Annotated in this window: 12 protein-coding genes; 7 read left to right on the top strand and 5 right to left on the bottom strand. The window is 50.3% G+C overall.

Translation table 11 applies throughout. The features are described 5' to 3' along the window. The first annotated feature begins 73 nt into the window (after positions 1 to 73). Positions 74 to 598: a 5' nucleotidase, NT5C type gene (locus tag FPG75_RS08130; protein WP_143306260.1), complete on the top strand. Its 525-nt coding sequence runs from the start codon at positions 74 to 76 to the stop codon at positions 596 to 598. Here the strand turns inward: FPG75_RS08130 and FPG75_RS08125 are convergent. Next, positions 564 to 821 carry a hypothetical protein gene (locus FPG75_RS08125; RefSeq protein WP_143306259.1) on the bottom strand — a complete coding sequence of 86 codons (258 nt, stop codon included), beginning with the start codon at positions 819 to 821 and terminating at the stop codon, positions 564 to 566. The two genes, FPG75_RS08130 and FPG75_RS08125, sit on opposite strands and share 35 nt — an antisense overlap. A gap of 168 nt (positions 822 to 989) precedes the next feature. Between FPG75_RS08125 and FPG75_RS08120 the strand changes: the two genes are divergently transcribed. The 4 genes from FPG75_RS08120 (at position 990) to FPG75_RS08105 (ending at position 9,812) form a co-directional block, all read left to right on the top strand. Beyond that, positions 990 to 3,197, top strand: coding sequence for an eCIS core domain-containing protein (locus FPG75_RS08120; protein ID WP_143306258.1), 2,208 nt, complete (start codon positions 990 to 992; stop codon positions 3,195 to 3,197). Positions 3,198 to 4,047: 850 nt separating this feature from the next. After that, a complete protein-coding gene (locus FPG75_RS08115; RefSeq protein WP_143306257.1) occupies positions 4,048 to 7,194 on the top strand; it encodes a SusC/RagA family TonB-linked outer membrane protein in 3,147 nt (1,048 codons plus the stop codon). A 32-nt stretch (positions 7,195 to 7,226) separates the two neighbouring features. Continuing rightward, a complete protein-coding gene (locus tag FPG75_RS08110; RefSeq protein ID WP_143306256.1) occupies positions 7,227 to 8,795 on the top strand; it encodes a SusD/RagB family nutrient-binding outer membrane lipoprotein in 1,569 nt (522 codons plus the stop codon). A 24-nt stretch (positions 8,796 to 8,819) separates the two neighbouring features. After that, complete coding sequence (locus tag FPG75_RS08105; RefSeq protein ID WP_143306255.1) at positions 8,820 to 9,812, top strand: DUF1735 domain-containing protein; 993 nt, start codon at positions 8,820 to 8,822, stop codon at positions 9,810 to 9,812. 83 nt (positions 9,813 to 9,895) lie between these two features. Here the strand turns inward: FPG75_RS08105 and FPG75_RS08100 are convergent, their stop codons facing one another. Next, positions 9,896 to 12,265, bottom strand: coding sequence for an ABC transporter permease (locus tag FPG75_RS08100; RefSeq protein ID WP_143306254.1), 2,370 nt, complete (start codon positions 12,263 to 12,265; stop codon positions 9,896 to 9,898). 179 nt (positions 12,266 to 12,444) lie between these two features. Between FPG75_RS08100 and FPG75_RS08095 the strand changes: the two genes are divergently transcribed. Then, positions 12,445 to 12,969 carry an AAA family ATPase gene (locus FPG75_RS08095; RefSeq protein ID WP_143306253.1) on the top strand — a complete coding sequence of 175 codons (525 nt, stop codon included), beginning with the start codon at positions 12,445 to 12,447 and terminating at the stop codon, positions 12,967 to 12,969. Here FPG75_RS08095 and FPG75_RS08090 read toward each other — a convergent pair. After that, entirely contained in the window at positions 12,964 to 13,680 is a 717-nt protein-coding gene (locus tag FPG75_RS08090; protein ID WP_143306252.1) for a DUF3592 domain-containing protein, read from the bottom strand. The two genes, FPG75_RS08095 and FPG75_RS08090, sit on opposite strands and share 6 nt — an antisense overlap. Before the next feature lie 51 nt (positions 13,681 to 13,731). Next, complete coding sequence (locus FPG75_RS08085; RefSeq protein ID WP_236652746.1) at positions 13,732 to 14,241, bottom strand: molybdopterin-dependent oxidoreductase; 510 nt, start codon at positions 14,239 to 14,241, stop codon at positions 13,732 to 13,734. Between the two features lie 45 nt (positions 14,242 to 14,286). On the opposite strand from FPG75_RS08085, the gene FPG75_RS08080 reads away from it, so the two are divergent. Continuing rightward, positions 14,287 to 14,676 (top strand): hypothetical protein, encoded by a 390-nt coding sequence (locus FPG75_RS08080; RefSeq protein ID WP_143306251.1) that lies wholly within the window; start codon positions 14,287 to 14,289, stop codon positions 14,674 to 14,676. Here FPG75_RS08080 and FPG75_RS08075 read toward each other — a convergent pair. Beyond that, complete coding sequence (locus FPG75_RS08075; protein WP_143306250.1) at positions 14,630 to 15,415, bottom strand: helix-turn-helix domain-containing protein; 786 nt, start codon at positions 15,413 to 15,415, stop codon at positions 14,630 to 14,632. The genes FPG75_RS08080 and FPG75_RS08075 overlap by 47 nt on opposite strands. Positions 15,416 to 15,456: the final 41 nt, after the last annotated feature.

Here is a 15,456-nt window from a genome sequence, read left to right as displayed (position 1 = left end):
GCCCTTGAAGCGCTCAAAGCGCTTCAAGGGCTTCTCCGCTTTAATTTGTATTTTGAAAAAAAATTAAAAAGAGATGCAATCAATCGCTATCGACATGGATGAAACCATTGCGGACCCTATCAAGAAAGCCAGGGAATGGTACTACCGCGATTACGGCCGGAGCTTTACCACAGCAGAATTACACGGCAAGTCACTGGCTGATATTGTGCCGCCGGAACACAGGCACAAGATCAAGGAATACCTGAATACGCCGGGATTTTTCCGCGACCTCGATATGTTCCCGCATGCGCAGGAAGTCATTGCAGAGCTGAACAAGAAATATAAAGTGTATATCGTATCGGCAGCGATGGAGTTTCCGGATTCATTGCGCGACAAGTTCGACTGGCTGCAGGATAACCTGCCCTTCCTCACCTGGCGCCAGTACTGCCTTTGCGGCGACAAAGCCGTAGTAGGTACCGATATCATGATCGATGACCTGGTGCGTAATTTCGAGCACTTTAAAGGGAAACCTTACCTTTTCAGCGGGCATCACAATATCCATATCGAAGGATATGAACGGATACTCAACTGGGAAGATGCGGCGAAGAAACTGTTGTAGGCACTTCATCCGGTAATACCACGGCTACACAGCCGAAAGGTTTCAGGAACCCGATCAGTTCAGCGGCGGCTACATCGCCGGTGGAAGACTGCACCCGCAGGATACGGTCGCAATCATCAAGGTCGAAGTTAGCCCTGTAGCCGGCAAATGCCCGGTGGATCTGCGCCAGCAACAGGTTCGCATGTACCCTGAACTGCACATTTGTTTTGAATACTTCTACCATATCGTTGTAGGTTGACGATGTAAAAATAAATCGAATCCTGGCAGTTTGCTGGCGGCAAAAGCGACAATCTGAGGGGGAAATAATGCCTGCTCCCTCCCTTTACCATGTGCCGGTTTTTATGTATATTTATTCAGCAGAAAGTTTACATAGGCACCCCATACTTTTCTGATGAAACAAAATACCCCAAAATCCGCTCCCGAAGCGGAATCCCGGCCAGCGGCCCATCATGCCGCCATCACTGCCCCTTATGCCCGCAGCGGCCTTTTGCTCATCATGCCCAAACTGAGGGTGGGCGCAGTAGATGATCCTATGGAGAGAGAAGCCGATACCATGGCCGACAAAGTGCTCCGCTCCCCCGCCCCCTTCAGCATACAAAGGAAATGCGCACATTGTGAAGAAGAAGAAAAGAAAGTGCAACTGAAACCACAAAGCTCTTTTGCACAAAGCCAAAGTAATGATAGCGCCATCGCTGAAAGTCTCCACCACAGCGCCGGACAGGGCCAGGGCATGGATGCGCCGGTACGCAGTTTCATGGAAGAGCGCTTCGGCGCCAATTTTTCAGCAGTGCGCATCCACACCGGCCATGAAGCCGGTCAGCTCTCGGAGCAGCTACAGGCCAGGGCTTTCACCGTAGGCAACGATATTTATTTCAACAGCGGCGAGTACCGCCCCGACAGCGACAGCGGCAAACACCTGCTGGCGCATGAACTCACGCATACCATACAACAGAACGGCGCTGCCGCGCTGATACAACGCGCGCCCAAATGCCCGCAGGACGTGATCGACAAGCTGGTAGAAGAAATGCACAAGTACTACGACAAGGAACGCTCCTGCAATTCCTACGATACCTGCGAATCCGCCACCGCCAAGGTAGCCGCAGGATACGGCGCCGTAGATGCCCGCACCGTATTGCAACAAAAATGTTTCTCTCCCGGCGATCCAAAATATGAAGAACACATGGAAGAAATTGCGAAGGCCAGCAAAGCCCTGCGCAATTGCATCGCCATCATGACAGAAAAATGCGGCCCCTCATTGCTGGAATTTTCCGCCCTGGTACTGGCCGCCGCCGCGGCCCGCAAACTGGGCGGCGACGCCGCCAAACAGCTGGTGACAAAACTCGTGGGCGGCGCCGCCGGCAAAGCCTTTGCCTATGCCACCGCAGCAGCGCTCATCATCCTGCTGATATCCGGCAAGGCAGAAGCTAAAATATCACTGGACGGCGACGACCCGCTGGTGGCGCTTTACAAAGCAATGGAACAAGATGGCGTAGACGTTCCGAAAGAACTCAGAGATTATATCGACAGCAACCCCGAACTGAAACAATCCCTCATAGATGCCGCCAAGAAAGGCAACCTGAGCGACGCTAAAAAAGAGCTGGCCAAAAAATATATGGACTATCTCAATCAACACATGGATGAATTTACACCCGAAGAACTGCAAGCCCTGCTGAGCACCACAGACGCAGTGGGCGTAAACGCCAAACAGGACATCAATGTAGAAGATCTGAAAAAAGCGCTCAAACAACAGGCAGATAAAAAAGGCGGCGCCGCCAAAGGCGATAAGCCCGGAAAAGGCGACCCTGCCACGAAAGGCGATAATAAAGATAAAAAGGAGAAAGGAAAAGATGAGACCAAAGCGCCGCAACAAGGTACGCCCAACACAGGTGGATTGCCGGGAGATAAGCCGGCAGACAAGCCCGCGGAGCAACCCGCAGACAAACAATTCGCCAAGTTAAATGACGACAGCAAGCAGAAGATAAAAAGCGCTCCTGCTCCGGTAGCCGCACTGCTCAAGGCTTTCGCCAGCGGCATCACCGGCGGCGTGTCACTGGATGATAATGCCGTATCAAAATTCTTTTCCATCGTGCCGCTCAATCTCACCAAGGAACAGGCGGATGCATTGATCAACCAGCTCACGGCGGCTGTGGACAAAACGCTCGACCAGCTCATGGATGCGCTGAAGAAAGGTATCGACGACTTACAGAAAAAAGACGCCGCCAGCGGCGATGCCGCAGCAGGCGACAGTTCTACGGCGCAACCATCTGCTACCGGCAAAACGAAAGAGGAATTGGTGGCCGAACTGAAAGACCTTGCCGCGAAAACAGATTTCAGCAAGATACCGGCGAAGAAATATCAGATCATGCACATTGGTAAGAAAGTGAGCGGGCAAACTATCAGCACTTATGTCCTGGGCAATATGGACGGCACCGGCATAGCAGGTATCATGAGCGGCAAACTGCCGGCAGGCGTAGATATATCCAAACTAAAGACCGGAGATTCCGTAGTGGTCACGATCACTTCTGTTTCTGTTTTTGTAGACAAAGACGGGAAGGAATATGCGATTACACTTGGCAATACGATCACCATCAAACGTTGAAAACCGTAGTACTTCTTAATATAGTTAATGTTACTGATGGCCTACATCAGTATTTGCAAGCGTTTTGAGAAAAATACTTTTTTTTAAAAAAAAGATAGCTATCTTGTGAGCATATCGTTGAAATGCATATATTTGTTCTGAACAACGAAAAAAAGAGTAATCTGGTTTTTTGTTTTTTGAGAAAATAGGACTGTTCACTTGTATTAATGCCAGCATGTAAAGCAACCAAAATCTGATCAATTGCTACCAGCATCAGCCTAGCACGCTATAGATAATATATCTACCTTGAAGCATCCAGCATGTATTACAACTGATAGTACGAATTACGCACCACAATTTTACCGAGAACGCAGAAGGGTTATAGTTTAGTCAATTTTCATCCAACGCTCCCCTGGAAGGTATCTGTTTTTTACAGAAACCGTAATGCTGAAAGAGCACCTTATAAATCTAATATAAACCAAAATCTGATCAATGCTTAAACATCTACCTTGCGGCCGTGCGCGTCCGCTCCTGCTCCCGAAGTATTCAAATGTGTGCAAAAACGATTTTCTAGTGCGTTTCCAACGAATCTGAGAAAAAGGCTGCACTCATTCAAGCTCACAAGTATGATCATGATATAACAAGCGATTTGTTATATCGCAGGGGATTTTTTGTCTGAGAAAAAGACAAAATCCTTTGTCGTGCAATGCTTCCGCATGGCGCGCAAGGGGATGTTTTTGTCTGACCCGCTACTCCTGCATCAAAGGCCTGACACATTACTGTCAGGCCAAGGGCCATACTATGTCCTCCCGGGATCCGCTCCCACCAAGGGAAAACACATCTCTACATCTAAAAAAAACAACAAATCAAAATGAAAAAACTTGCATCCTTGATTGTATTGCTGGTGCTCACAGGTACACTCGCATTTGCGCAGACCCGAAGCATTACAGGATACATAACAGATGAGAATGGCGCAGCCATACCCGCTGCCACCGTATACATCAAAGGAACCACTACCGGTACCCTTACAGATGTAAACGGTCATTTCAAACTGAATGTAAAGAACGGTGCGACGCTCGTTTTCTCCTCCATCGGTTTCAAGAACAAAGAAATAGTAACAGACGGACAAACAGAGCTCCACGTGAAGCTGGCCACCTCTTCCAAAACGATCGATGAAGTGATCGTTACTGCCGGTGGCGTAACGTCTAAAAGAAAAGAGCTGGGTTATGCCAACTCTGTGATCAAGAACGATGCGCTCGTGGCAGGTAAATCTCCCAACATCGCAGGCGGCCTGCAAGGTAAAGTGGCCGGCTTGCAGGTAAGCGGTACCAGTGGTGGCGTAAACCCCAACTACCGCCTGATCTTGAGAGGCCAGCGCTCCCTCACCGGTAATAACCAGGCGCTGGTAGTACTGGATAACGTGATCGTAACAACAGAAATTCTCGGTAACCTGAACCCTGAAGATGTGGAAAGCGTAGTAGTGCTCAACGGCGCAGGCGCCGCAGCACTGTATGGTTCACAAGCCTCCAATGGCGCGGTGATCGTGACCACCAAAAAAGGTAAACGCGGCCTCACCACCATCAACATTGCACAAACCACTACAGCGGAACAAGTAGCCTTCTTTCCCAAGATCCAGAAAAAATTCGGCGCCGGCGGTACTGCCTATGGCACCGATGTAAACGGCAACCCGCTCTTCTCTTACCTGGAAAACCAATCCTATGGCCCTGCTTTCGATGGTATTAAAAGACCCTTAGGCTCACCGCTCGAAGATGGCTCACAGGATTCTGCGGTATACGCATTCAACAACGGCCATAATAAATTCTGGGTAACCGGTGTCACCAATCAAACAGATTTCTCCGTATCTACCGGTGATGATAAATCAACACTCTATCTCTCCGGTCAATATCTGTCTGCCTCCGGTACTACGCCAGATGATAAATACAAACGCACTACCCTCCGCCTCAACGGTACCCGTAAAGTAGGCAACAGCATCAATGTTACATATGCAGTGGGTTATGTACAGAACAAATACGATATCACTTCGGCTACTTCTTCCATGTACACTAACATGCTGAACATGCCCAGCAACGTGGATATCACCAAATACAAAAACTGGCGGACCGATAAATTCGCCAACCCGAACGGCTTCTACAATCCCTGGTATCTCAACCCGTATTTTACGAAAGATAACAACCGCCTGAATCAGAAAAATGATTACATCACCGGTAACCTCGAACTGAAATGGACGCCGGTGGAAGGTCTCGACCTCGTAGCACGTGAAGGCATCGTAGCCAGAACCTACTACGGTAAATACACACAAGGCGCTTTCAAATACACCGACTACGCCAAGAACACAGAATCCAGTTCCAAAGCGGATATCGCGGCTACTGTGTCTGACTACAACAACTACAAAACGCTGCTGCTCACCGACCTGTTTGCACAGTATTCCAAAAAGTTCGGACACTTCGACGTGAAATTGCTCGGCGGCGGACAATGGCATAACGACAACGCCAAATACGTAGGCGTAAGCGCCAACGGCCTCGTGATCCCCGGCCTGTTTAACGTCAGCAATGGCGTAGGTACGCCCGGCGCTACTGAAAGCAATTACCAGGCACGCCAGATCGGCGCATATGGTAGCGTAACCATCGGCTATAACAACTATCTGTATTTACATGCTACCGGCAGAAACGACTGGGTTTCCATCCTCGCACCGGAAAACCGCTCTTTCTTCTATCCCTCTGTGGACCTGTCTTTCATCGCATCCGATGCATTGAGCTTTATTCACGACAGCAAAACGATCAGCTACCTGAAACTGAGAGCAGGCTGGTCTAAAGTAGGTCAGGTGAACCTCGGTAATTCCGACGACTTCGGCGCCTACTACCTCTCTCCCACCATCAGCCCGGCCAGCGGCTTCCCTTATGGCAGCCTCGCCGGCTACACCATGGGCTCCACACTGGTGGCGAAAGACCTCAAACCTGAGATCACCAAAGGCTATGAAGCCGGCTTTGACCTGAACATGTTTGAAGACAGATTTGTATCGAACTTCACCTGGTTCAATACCAAAACCGATAACCAGACGGTGAACACACGTATCTCTACGGCTACCGGTTTCACCAACCTGCGCACCAATACCGGTCAAACACAGAGCAAGGGTATTGAAGTAACCGCGCACGTTACACCGGTTCGCAGCAACGATTTCTCTGTTACGGTAGGCGGTAACTATGCTTACCTCAACAACCAGGTAAACTTCATCAGCGCTGCGCTGCCTACCTTGCCACTGGCTACATATGGCACTGATGGCCCTGGCTCCTATGCATTGCCTGGCCACACTTTCCCGGTGATCATGGGCTTCGACTACAACCGCACGCCTGATGGCAAAGTGATCGTAGACGGCAAAACAGGCCTGCCTACCAAATCAGACACCATCTCCGTACTTGGCAACGCCAACCCGAAACACAAGCTGGGCCTCGATGCACAGATCCGCTACAAGAACTTCACCCTCAGCGTACTGTTCGAATACCGCGGCGGCTACCAGGTATACAACAGCATGGGCCCGGAAATGGACTGGTCCGGAACCGGCTACAGAACCGCCTTGTACAATCGTGAAAGCTTCGTGTTTCCCAACTCTGTGATCGCCGATCCCAACAACCCGGGCAAATATATCCCGAACACAAACGTGGCTATCAAAAACGGCAATGGTAACAACGGTTTCTGGACAGATGGCATCAACCGCGATGTTACTTCCAACTATGTTACTTCTGGCGATTACTGGAAACTCAGGGAGATCGCGCTCTCTTACCAGGTACCGCAATCCATCCTTTCCAAAACCAAATTCATCAAAGGTCTGACCATCAGTGCACAGGCGCGTAACCTGTTCGTTTGGATGGCGAAAGACAACTTCTACACCGATCCTGAATACAGTGATGCAGGTAACAGCAGCAACGGTATCGGCTTGACCGGCCTTGGCCAAACGCCACCGTCACGCTACTTCGGCGCCACTGTATCTGCGAAGTTCTAATCATTGATGAAGACAATTAAAACAAAGAAATCATGAAAAAAATCAGTTTCCTGTTTTTTATGGGTATAGCGGTACTCACCACTTCCTGTAAGAAATATCTTGATATAAATGCTAACCCGAACTCGGGCACTGCCGACTTTGCCACACCGGAGCTGTTGATGCCACAGGCGCTGACCGCCACCGCAGGATCATTGAACCAGTTCAATTCCTACGGCTCGCAATTAGGTGGATATGCCGCCAACGCAGGCGGGTACGGCGGTTTCGGCCAGTCTATCTCCTACAACTTCTCCACTACCTTCTTCAATGGTTTGTGGAACGGTACGTATCACAACCTGGAAGATTACCAGACCATCATCAACCTCAGCAAAGGGAAAGTGAACTACAGCTACTATGCAGGCGTTGCGAAGATCATGCGCAGCTTCAATTTCCAGCTGCTGGTAGATACTTACAATGACATCCCTTATGTAGATGCATTGAAAGGCGCCGACAACCTGACGCCCAAGTACACCGATGCGAAAGAAATCTACAAGGATATCGCTATGCAGCTGGACAGCGCCATCAACGACCTGAACACAGGCGATAAAACGCCCGGCGCTACGCCATTAGGCAACAATGATGTGATCTTCAAAGGAGATATCACCAAGTGGAAACAACTCGCCAACACCGTCAAATTAAAAATACTGCTGCATGGCTTTGGCAAGGTAACCTTTGCTAACAGCAGCTTTAGCGCAGATGGTTTCCTGACGCAAGACGCGCTCGTAAACCCGGGCTATACGAAGGATAACGGCAGACAGAATCCCAAATGGGACAGCTGGGTGTACAGCTATACCGGCAGCGACGCCAACAAAGCCTGGATGCCCAACACTTTTGTATTCTGCTTCTATAACGGCGTTAAATTATCCGATCCTTACCGTGGCGCTGCGATCTATTACCAGTTCCCTAAAACCGGTACCAACAGGCTGGGCGTAGAAAACAACAGCATCTCCCCCAGCCCTTCCGGCAGTCTTTGGTATCCTGCTTTCAATCGTAAAGGTACTTCAGCCGTAGATACGATCGGTGTGATCAAAGGCCCAAGCGCCGGTTTCCCGCTGATCACTGCTGCTGAAAGTTATTTCCTGCAGGCAGAAGGCGCTTTCCGCGGTATTATCGCCGGCGCAGATGCAGCAGCGCTTTTCAACAGTGGCATCAACGCTTCTTTCCAATATCTCTATTCGAAACCTGATGGCACTATCATGGGCGATCCGATTGGCGACGCCGGCAAATACCGTGCTGACAATTCCAACAGCCCGCTCGTGAACTATGCACTGGCAGTAAGCAACGGCAAACAGCTGGAAGCAATCATCACACAGAAATATATCGCGCTCAATTTCGTGAACAGCCAGGAAGGATGGAACGACTACAGACGTACTCATTTCCCGACGATCAGCACAGCGGCTGGCGCCGATGGTACACAAACCTTCGCGTCTTCTGTATCAGAAAGCACCCGCCCCGACAGGCTGCCCACCAGGATACTGTATCCTTCTTCAGAAGGTGCATACAATACGTCTAACATGCCTAAAAACATCAGTCCATACTCTTCCCTGATCTTCTGGGCATTGTGATTGTCATCCAAAAAAAATTAAAACATGAGAACAGCCAGCATAAAAACAATTATTTCCGGCGCTTTGATCGTCAGCAGCCTGAGCTCCTGCCTGAAGACCAACGATATGATCGGTCTGAATCCGGCCAAAACCAGCAACATCATCACTTTTGACAATACCGGTGATAACGTTGCCACTGCTTCTTCCACCTACTCCCGTTACGCTACCGACCTGGGCGTCGTAAAGCCGGGCGATACTGTTGCCTTCAACCTCAACGTGGGTTACGAAGGCGCCAACGATGCACCCACCGATATCACCGTGCAGATCGCGCTGGATACCGCCATGCTGCGCCTTTTCAATACCGAGAACGGCACCAGCTATGACGCTCCGCCAGCGGCCATCTACCAGTTCCCGACATCAGTGGTGATCAAAAAAGGTACGCGCAAAACGCAGGCATTGGTGAAGATCATCAACAACAGCAGTTTCGATTTCAACAAGAACTACGGCCTGCCGCTGGCCATCACCAGCGCTTCCAGCGGAACAATCAGTTATAACCTGGGCAAGGCAGTGTATTCTTTCTCTGCCCGTAACAACTACGATGGCGTATATACGATGGATGCTACCGCGCCGATGGTAGACCTGAATAACGCAGCCTTTACCGGCCTGTATCCGCTGAAGATGAACCTGATCACTTACACCGGCAACTCTGTGGCCCTGTACGATCCGGTGAACATCAAAAATTACGCGCATCCCTTCTCCAACGCAGGAACATTGAGCTACTACGGTAGTTTCAGCCCGGTATTCTTCTTCGACAACACCGGCAAAGTGACCAGCGTTACTAACTACTATGGCCAGGAATCCGGCGCCAACAAACGTTCTGCCGTGCTCGATCCTACCGGTGTAAACAAAGTTACTTTCGCTGCCAATGGCAAGGTGCAATACATTGAGGTGAGCTATATCATGACACAAAGTGTAAGTTCCCCGATGAAACCGAGAACTTACTTCCACGAGAAGTTCACTTACCAATCAGCGAGATAAGTTTTGGTTGATTAGATAAACACGCAACAAAACGGCAGTACAACATCCTCGTTGTGCTGTCGTTTGTTTCTCTCCGGAAAGCCCTATTCTGTTTTTAAGCTCTTCAAAGGATTCCCCAGCGCGGCTTTCACAGCCTGTGTACTTACTGTCAGCAATGCAATGCTCAAGGCCATCAGTCCTGCCCCCACGAATATCCAGCCATTGATAGTGATCCGGTAATCGTAGTTATTCAGCCACCTGTGCATCAGCCAATAAGCCAGTGGTACGGCTAACAGGGAAGCGATCAATACCAGCCAGATAAACTCTTTCGACAAAAGCAGCCACAGGTGCGCTACAGAGGCGCCCAGCACTTTTCGTATTCCGATCTCGCGTGTTCTGCGTTCTGCTACAAACATTGCCAGGCCAAATAATCCGAGGCAGGAAATGAAGATGGCCAGTACCGCGAAACTGCCCGCCAGCTGGCTCACTTGCTGTTCTGTATCAAACTTCCGTTTGAAATCATCACTCACAAAAGAGTAATCAAAGGGCATGGTGGGGTTGTACTTCTCAAATACCGGTTGTATAGCCGCCAGCGCCTGAGGCACACTGGCGCCGGGTTTCAGCCGCAATAACATATTGTTCATGTGCCAGGCGTCGAATAGTATCACCATTGGCCGCATGGGTTTGAAAGGATCGGTGAGCAATACATCAGATATCACGCCTGTGATGGTCAGCACACGATTGCCGAGCCGGATGCTGCGGCCCACCGGATGATCGTAGCCAATCGTTTTTGCAGCGGTCTGGTTCAATATCACTGCATTGGAATCAGTCGGATAATCACGGGAGAAAGGGCGGCCATCCACAAACGTAAGCCCGGCGGCCTTTTCGAAGTCCCATTCCGTAAGGATCACATCGATCGCAATATCATCATTCGGGTTTTTGTTATCCCAGGAGAAATCCCCCCAGCTGTTGTACAGGGCGGTCATGGGTTGAGAAGACTGTGCCACTGCCGTAAAGTAGCCCGTGTTCAGCAAGTCTTGTTTCAGCGGCACACGGTTCTTCTTCAGGTCTTCCGTGGTTATGACCGACAACATATTATTGGGCGCATATCCAATGGCGCGCGACTGCGCATATTTGACCTGCTGGTATACAATGATGGTGCTGATGATGAGCACCGAAGAGATCACAAACTGCGTTACTACCAGGCCACGGCGGAAAGCGATGGCCTGCCAGCCCTGTTTCAGCGCGCCTTTCAGCGCTTTCACGGGCAGGAATGAGGAGAGATAAAGGGCAGGATAACTACCTGCGATCAGCCCTACCAGCAGGCAGATGCCCAGCATGACGCCCGGCATCCAGCCATTGCTCCATTGCAGGCGCACATGTTCAAAGCCCAGGTGTTTCAGGTAAGGCAGGAGCAATATGCAAAGCCCTATCGATAGCAAAAAAGCAAGGAAAGTAGTGAGCATGGATTCCGTAATGAACTGCGCGATCAACTGGCGGCGGCGCGAGCCAATAGCTTTGCGGATGCCCACTTCGCGGGCACGTTTCTCTGAACGGGCAGTAGTGAGATTCATAAAATTGATGCAGGCGATCAACAATACAAAAATGCCGATCACGAAAAACAAGCGTACATATTGCATGCGACCGCCGGTATTTACCCAGTCGCGGAACTCATTGCGCAAGTGCCAGTTGTCCATCGGATGCAATAACAGCGTGAGGTTTTTGGCGGTATTATCACGTTGCATCTGCAAGGGGCCAATCTTGGCCGACAGTGCCTCCATAGAGGCGCCAGGCTTGAGTTCCACGATATTCATCATAAAATTGTTGCCCCAGTTGTGCAGGTTATCCCTGATACCGGCATCCTGTTGTATTACAAAGTCGAAGCTGCCCAGCATATCAAACTGAATGGATGAATTATCGGGGATGTCTTTGAGTACAGCGGTAACCTGCAGATCATTATGCCCGTTGAAGCGCACTGTTTTGCCCAGAGGATCTTCGTTTCCGAATAAAGCCCTGGCTACGGAGGCGGTGAGCGCTATTGCGTTCACTTCTTTAAGGGCAGTATGCGGATCTCCGGCGATAGCGGGAAAATTGAACATCTGCAAAAATGCGGGGTCTGCAAAACATACTTTTTTCCGGAGGCGTTTATTGCCGTACATGAGGCTGGCATCATAACTGTACGTCATGCGGCTGGCAGCCTCCACTTCGGGGTAATGCTCTTTCAATTCGTAGTATACTGGTATGGGTGTGATCTCCTGCGTATTTTTTTCGTTATTGTACAAGGTATGTTTCATCACTTTCGCGATGCGGTGCCTGTTGACCTGAAAATCATCGAAGCTCATTTCATACTGGATCCACAGACCTATCAGCAGGGCAAAAGTGATACCGGAGGCAAGGCCGAAGATATTGATGAACGACAGCACCCTGTTTTGCAGCAGGTTGCGCCAGGCTACGCGGAAATAATTTCTGATCATAACGACAATACTTTATTTTTGCAGTACTCTCCCACTCACCAAAAGGGTACCGTTTTATTAAATCCTTTCTTCTCAATCGCTTACACTCATATTCTGCCATTATCATTGTCCGCTTTTATAACAATTGCGTCCGCTTTTGAACATTCAGCCATTTATTTATTTTTCTATTTATTATCAAGATGAATACATTTTATGTGATCACCGGCGGTCCTGGCGCCGGGAAAAGCACGCTGCTGGCCGAATTGGAGCGCCGTCAGTACAAGTGTATGCCGGAAGATGCACGGCGCATCATCCGGGAAGAAGTGGCCGCCGGCAGCAATGCCTTGCCCTGGAAAGATCGGCAGCAGTTCCTGCAACGCATGTTGCAGGCCGGCATACACACCTACGAGCAGGCGGCAGCCTTGCCGCCGCAGGTCATCTTCTTCGATCGCGGTATTCCGGATGCGCTGTGTTATGCGCAGCTCACCGGCGCTGCCGTTGAAGATTACTACGCGCAAAAATACCGGTATCACCGCAAAGTATTCCTGCTGCCGCCCTGGCGGGCGATCTACACCACGGATACCGAGCGAAAACAAAGTTGGGAAGAGGCCGTACAAACTTACCAGCTGATGGTACATACCTATCAACATTATGGATATGATACCATTGAAATCCCTTTCGGCAGCGTAGAAGCGCGAGCAGCCTTCCTGCTGGCGCAGCTATGAAGCCTTTGTGGCTACTGCATTATCGAGGAAAGAGATATCTACCTGGTAGCGGCCGGGATTATCGGGATCAATCAGTACCTCCAGCTGCTTACGGTCATGCATATACGCCGTAGGATCATACCAGATGAAATTACTTTTGAAGCGGTGCTTTTTCTTTGTGAGCGGGTCTTTCCATTCGCAGAGAAGATAGAAAGGATTTTCATTATTCACCCTTACCGAGCGGGCGATCTTCACTTCGATGAAATCGGCCTTGATCTGCCGGCCATGATGTTGGAGCCAGGCATCGCGGCGGCGTTTCACGATCACATAGGTATAATAGCCTGCGCCGATAAGACTGAACACCAGACCCATGCCGCCGAGGATCAATGCGCCGGTGTACTCTCCCAGTCCGGCGATCCTGGCTTTATCGGGATCATTCGGATCGTAGCAGATGGTAAGGGTTTCACCTGCTTCGTAAGCGGGCGGGTTGGAAGAGAAGGCAGGAATATAACGGTGTTGCGTGCCGCTCGCATCGGCATACATCACAACAGGCTTGTAGGTGAGCCCGCCTTTAGAGCCCCTGCTGGCAAGTATATCCACTACCTTGCCGGATGTTCTGACGGCTTTATCAGTAAAACTTTTGGTGCTGTACCAGGTATAACTGCCGATACCCAGCATGATCAATCCAATGCCGAGGAAGATGTTGAATACAAGCGATACGGTTCTGTTCATGCGGGTTAAACATTTTTTCTGCCCGCAAGATAGTAAAAGCGGCTTGTCTTGTCAATCCTTTACAGCGCCTACTACCAGCTCAATCACCTGGAAGCTGGCGCGGGCGGGCCTTTTATCGCCCTCTGCAATTACCCGGAAGGGCCCTTTGTCGGCAGGCAATGGCTTGCCTTCCATCTCATAGGCGAGTATAACAGGGCGGGTAGAGAAATCGCTGTCCAGCTCCGCGAGGGAGAACACCACCTTATAGCCATCTGCACATTTTACGAGCAGGTATTTGGCGAGATTTTCGCCACGCAACTGCTTGCCCATGGGCGCGCCGGCCAGGGAGAGCAGGTCTTGCAGCGTTACGCCGGTGTAGGAATGCTCTTTGCCATCGTGATCTTTGAGGTGCACGGTCACATGTTTCATGCGGGCCAGCTCTTCCCTGCTGAGGGTCAGCGGCTTATTCACTTCGCCGGAAATTTTCAGGGTAAGGGGAACGGTGATTTCCTGCGCACGAGCCGCCATGGCCATTATGCAGAGCATACAATAAAGAAGCAGGCGTTTGTATGTGATCATCATGGTAAAGGATATTTCACTAAATTACGGGGATATTTTTACATTATCATGGAATCGCTTGTACTCCTGTTGTTCCCCCTCGTCATCATCCTGATCATCCTCTTCTCTACGGGTATGTGGCTCGCGGATATCTTCATTCAAAAACGTCTACGCAAAATGCTGGCGGCATACGGATTTGAGCTGGTATCTATAACGCCTACGGATAAACGTTTTACCTACAAGGAAGCCCCTAAATTCGACTGGCGGGAATATGTGTACCTGAACCACCGGCCGGCGCTGGTCACCTATTTTAAAGCAGTCACTTTCCAGGATTTGCTGCACACCTATACTTCGGTAGTGGCCGTGGAAACCTTCTTTCGGTATTCCTTTCATATCTACTTTCAGACAGACCTCAACCGCCCAGTACCTTTGAAGGCGCCACCCCGTAGTGCTTCTTGAAGGCGAATGAAAAATGTGAGAGGTCTTCAAAGCCTACATCCAGGTATACATCTGAAGGGGCTTTCCCTTTTTCGGTGATGAGGCGATACGCTTCCTGCAGGCGGCGTTGCAGCAGCCAGCGGCTGGGCGACAGATGGAACACTTTTTCAAAATCGCGCTTGAAAGTAGCCAGGCTGCGGCCTGTGAGATAAGCAAATCTTTTCAGCTCCACATTGAAATGATAGTTGGTGTTCATGAAACCTTCGAGGTCTATCTTGCCGGGTTCGGAGAAATCGAACAATATTGTTTTCAGCGAGGGCATGGTTTGCAGCAGCAACAGGATGGCCTCCTGCGCTTTCAGCGCCAGCAGGGCTTCATCGCCGGCCGCCGGTGTATCGCGGTAGGGCGATAAAGAATCCATAAAGCTCCTGAGCCTCGCCGATGGCGGCAATACCACGATGGCTTCACCGGGTTCGTGACGTTGCACCTCATAGCCATAGGCCATGGCAAAGCGGCGCAGGGTTTCCTGGTCGAAGCGCAGAGACATGCTGAGATAATCCCCGCCGGGCGGCGGCAGCTTGGTAAATTTAAGCAGATGGTTGCGGCGCGACAAACGAAGATCACCCGGCTCAAATGTTTGTACACGACGCCCATCGTCCACCAGCAGCGTGCCCGACACCTGACAGGCAAGCACATGATCCGCTACAAACTGTTCCCCTTCCCGGTTGCGGGTGTGATAACAAGAGTATAATAACTGCATTTGATTTGAGAATTTATGAATTTATTGATTTATGGATTTAC

It is taken from the genome of Chitinophaga vietnamensis (genome assembly GCF_902167635.1).
Classification (GTDB): Bacteria; Bacteroidota; Bacteroidia; order Chitinophagales; family Chitinophagaceae; genus Chitinophaga; species Chitinophaga vietnamensis.
Note: the sequence above shows the minus strand (reverse complement) of the source record. Positions and strands in the feature narration are given on the sequence as shown.

Coding starts and splice junctions, on each gene's coding strand:
- FPG75_RS08125 (WP_143306259.1), bottom strand. CDS start 821: ATGGTAGAAGTATTCAAAACAAATGTGCAGTTCAGGGTACATGCGAAC.
- FPG75_RS08080 (WP_143306251.1), top strand. CDS start 14,287: ATGGAATCGCTTGTACTCCTGTTGTTCCCCCTCGTCATCATCCTGATC.
- FPG75_RS08095 (WP_143306253.1), top strand. CDS start 12,445: ATGAATACATTTTATGTGATCACCGGCGGTCCTGGCGCCGGGAAAAGC.
- FPG75_RS08105 (WP_143306255.1), top strand. CDS start 8,820: ATGAGAACAGCCAGCATAAAAACAATTATTTCCGGCGCTTTGATCGTC.
- FPG75_RS08120 (WP_143306258.1), top strand. CDS start 990: ATGAAACAAAATACCCCAAAATCCGCTCCCGAAGCGGAATCCCGGCCA.
- FPG75_RS08130 (WP_143306260.1), top strand. CDS start 74: ATGCAATCAATCGCTATCGACATGGATGAAACCATTGCGGACCCTATC.
- FPG75_RS08085 (WP_236652746.1), bottom strand. CDS start 14,241: ATGATGATCACATACAAACGCCTGCTTCTTTATTGTATGCTCTGCATA.
- FPG75_RS08100 (WP_143306254.1), bottom strand. CDS start 12,265: ATGATCAGAAATTATTTCCGCGTAGCCTGGCGCAACCTGCTGCAAAAC.
- FPG75_RS08090 (WP_143306252.1), bottom strand. CDS start 13,680: ATGAACAGAACCGTATCGCTTGTATTCAACATCTTCCTCGGCATTGGA.
- FPG75_RS08115 (WP_143306257.1), top strand. CDS start 4,048: ATGAAAAAACTTGCATCCTTGATTGTATTGCTGGTGCTCACAGGTACA.
- FPG75_RS08110 (WP_143306256.1), top strand. CDS start 7,227: ATGAAAAAAATCAGTTTCCTGTTTTTTATGGGTATAGCGGTACTCACC.
- FPG75_RS08075 (WP_143306250.1), bottom strand. CDS start 15,415: ATGCAGTTATTATACTCTTGTTATCACACCCGCAACCGGGAAGGGGAA.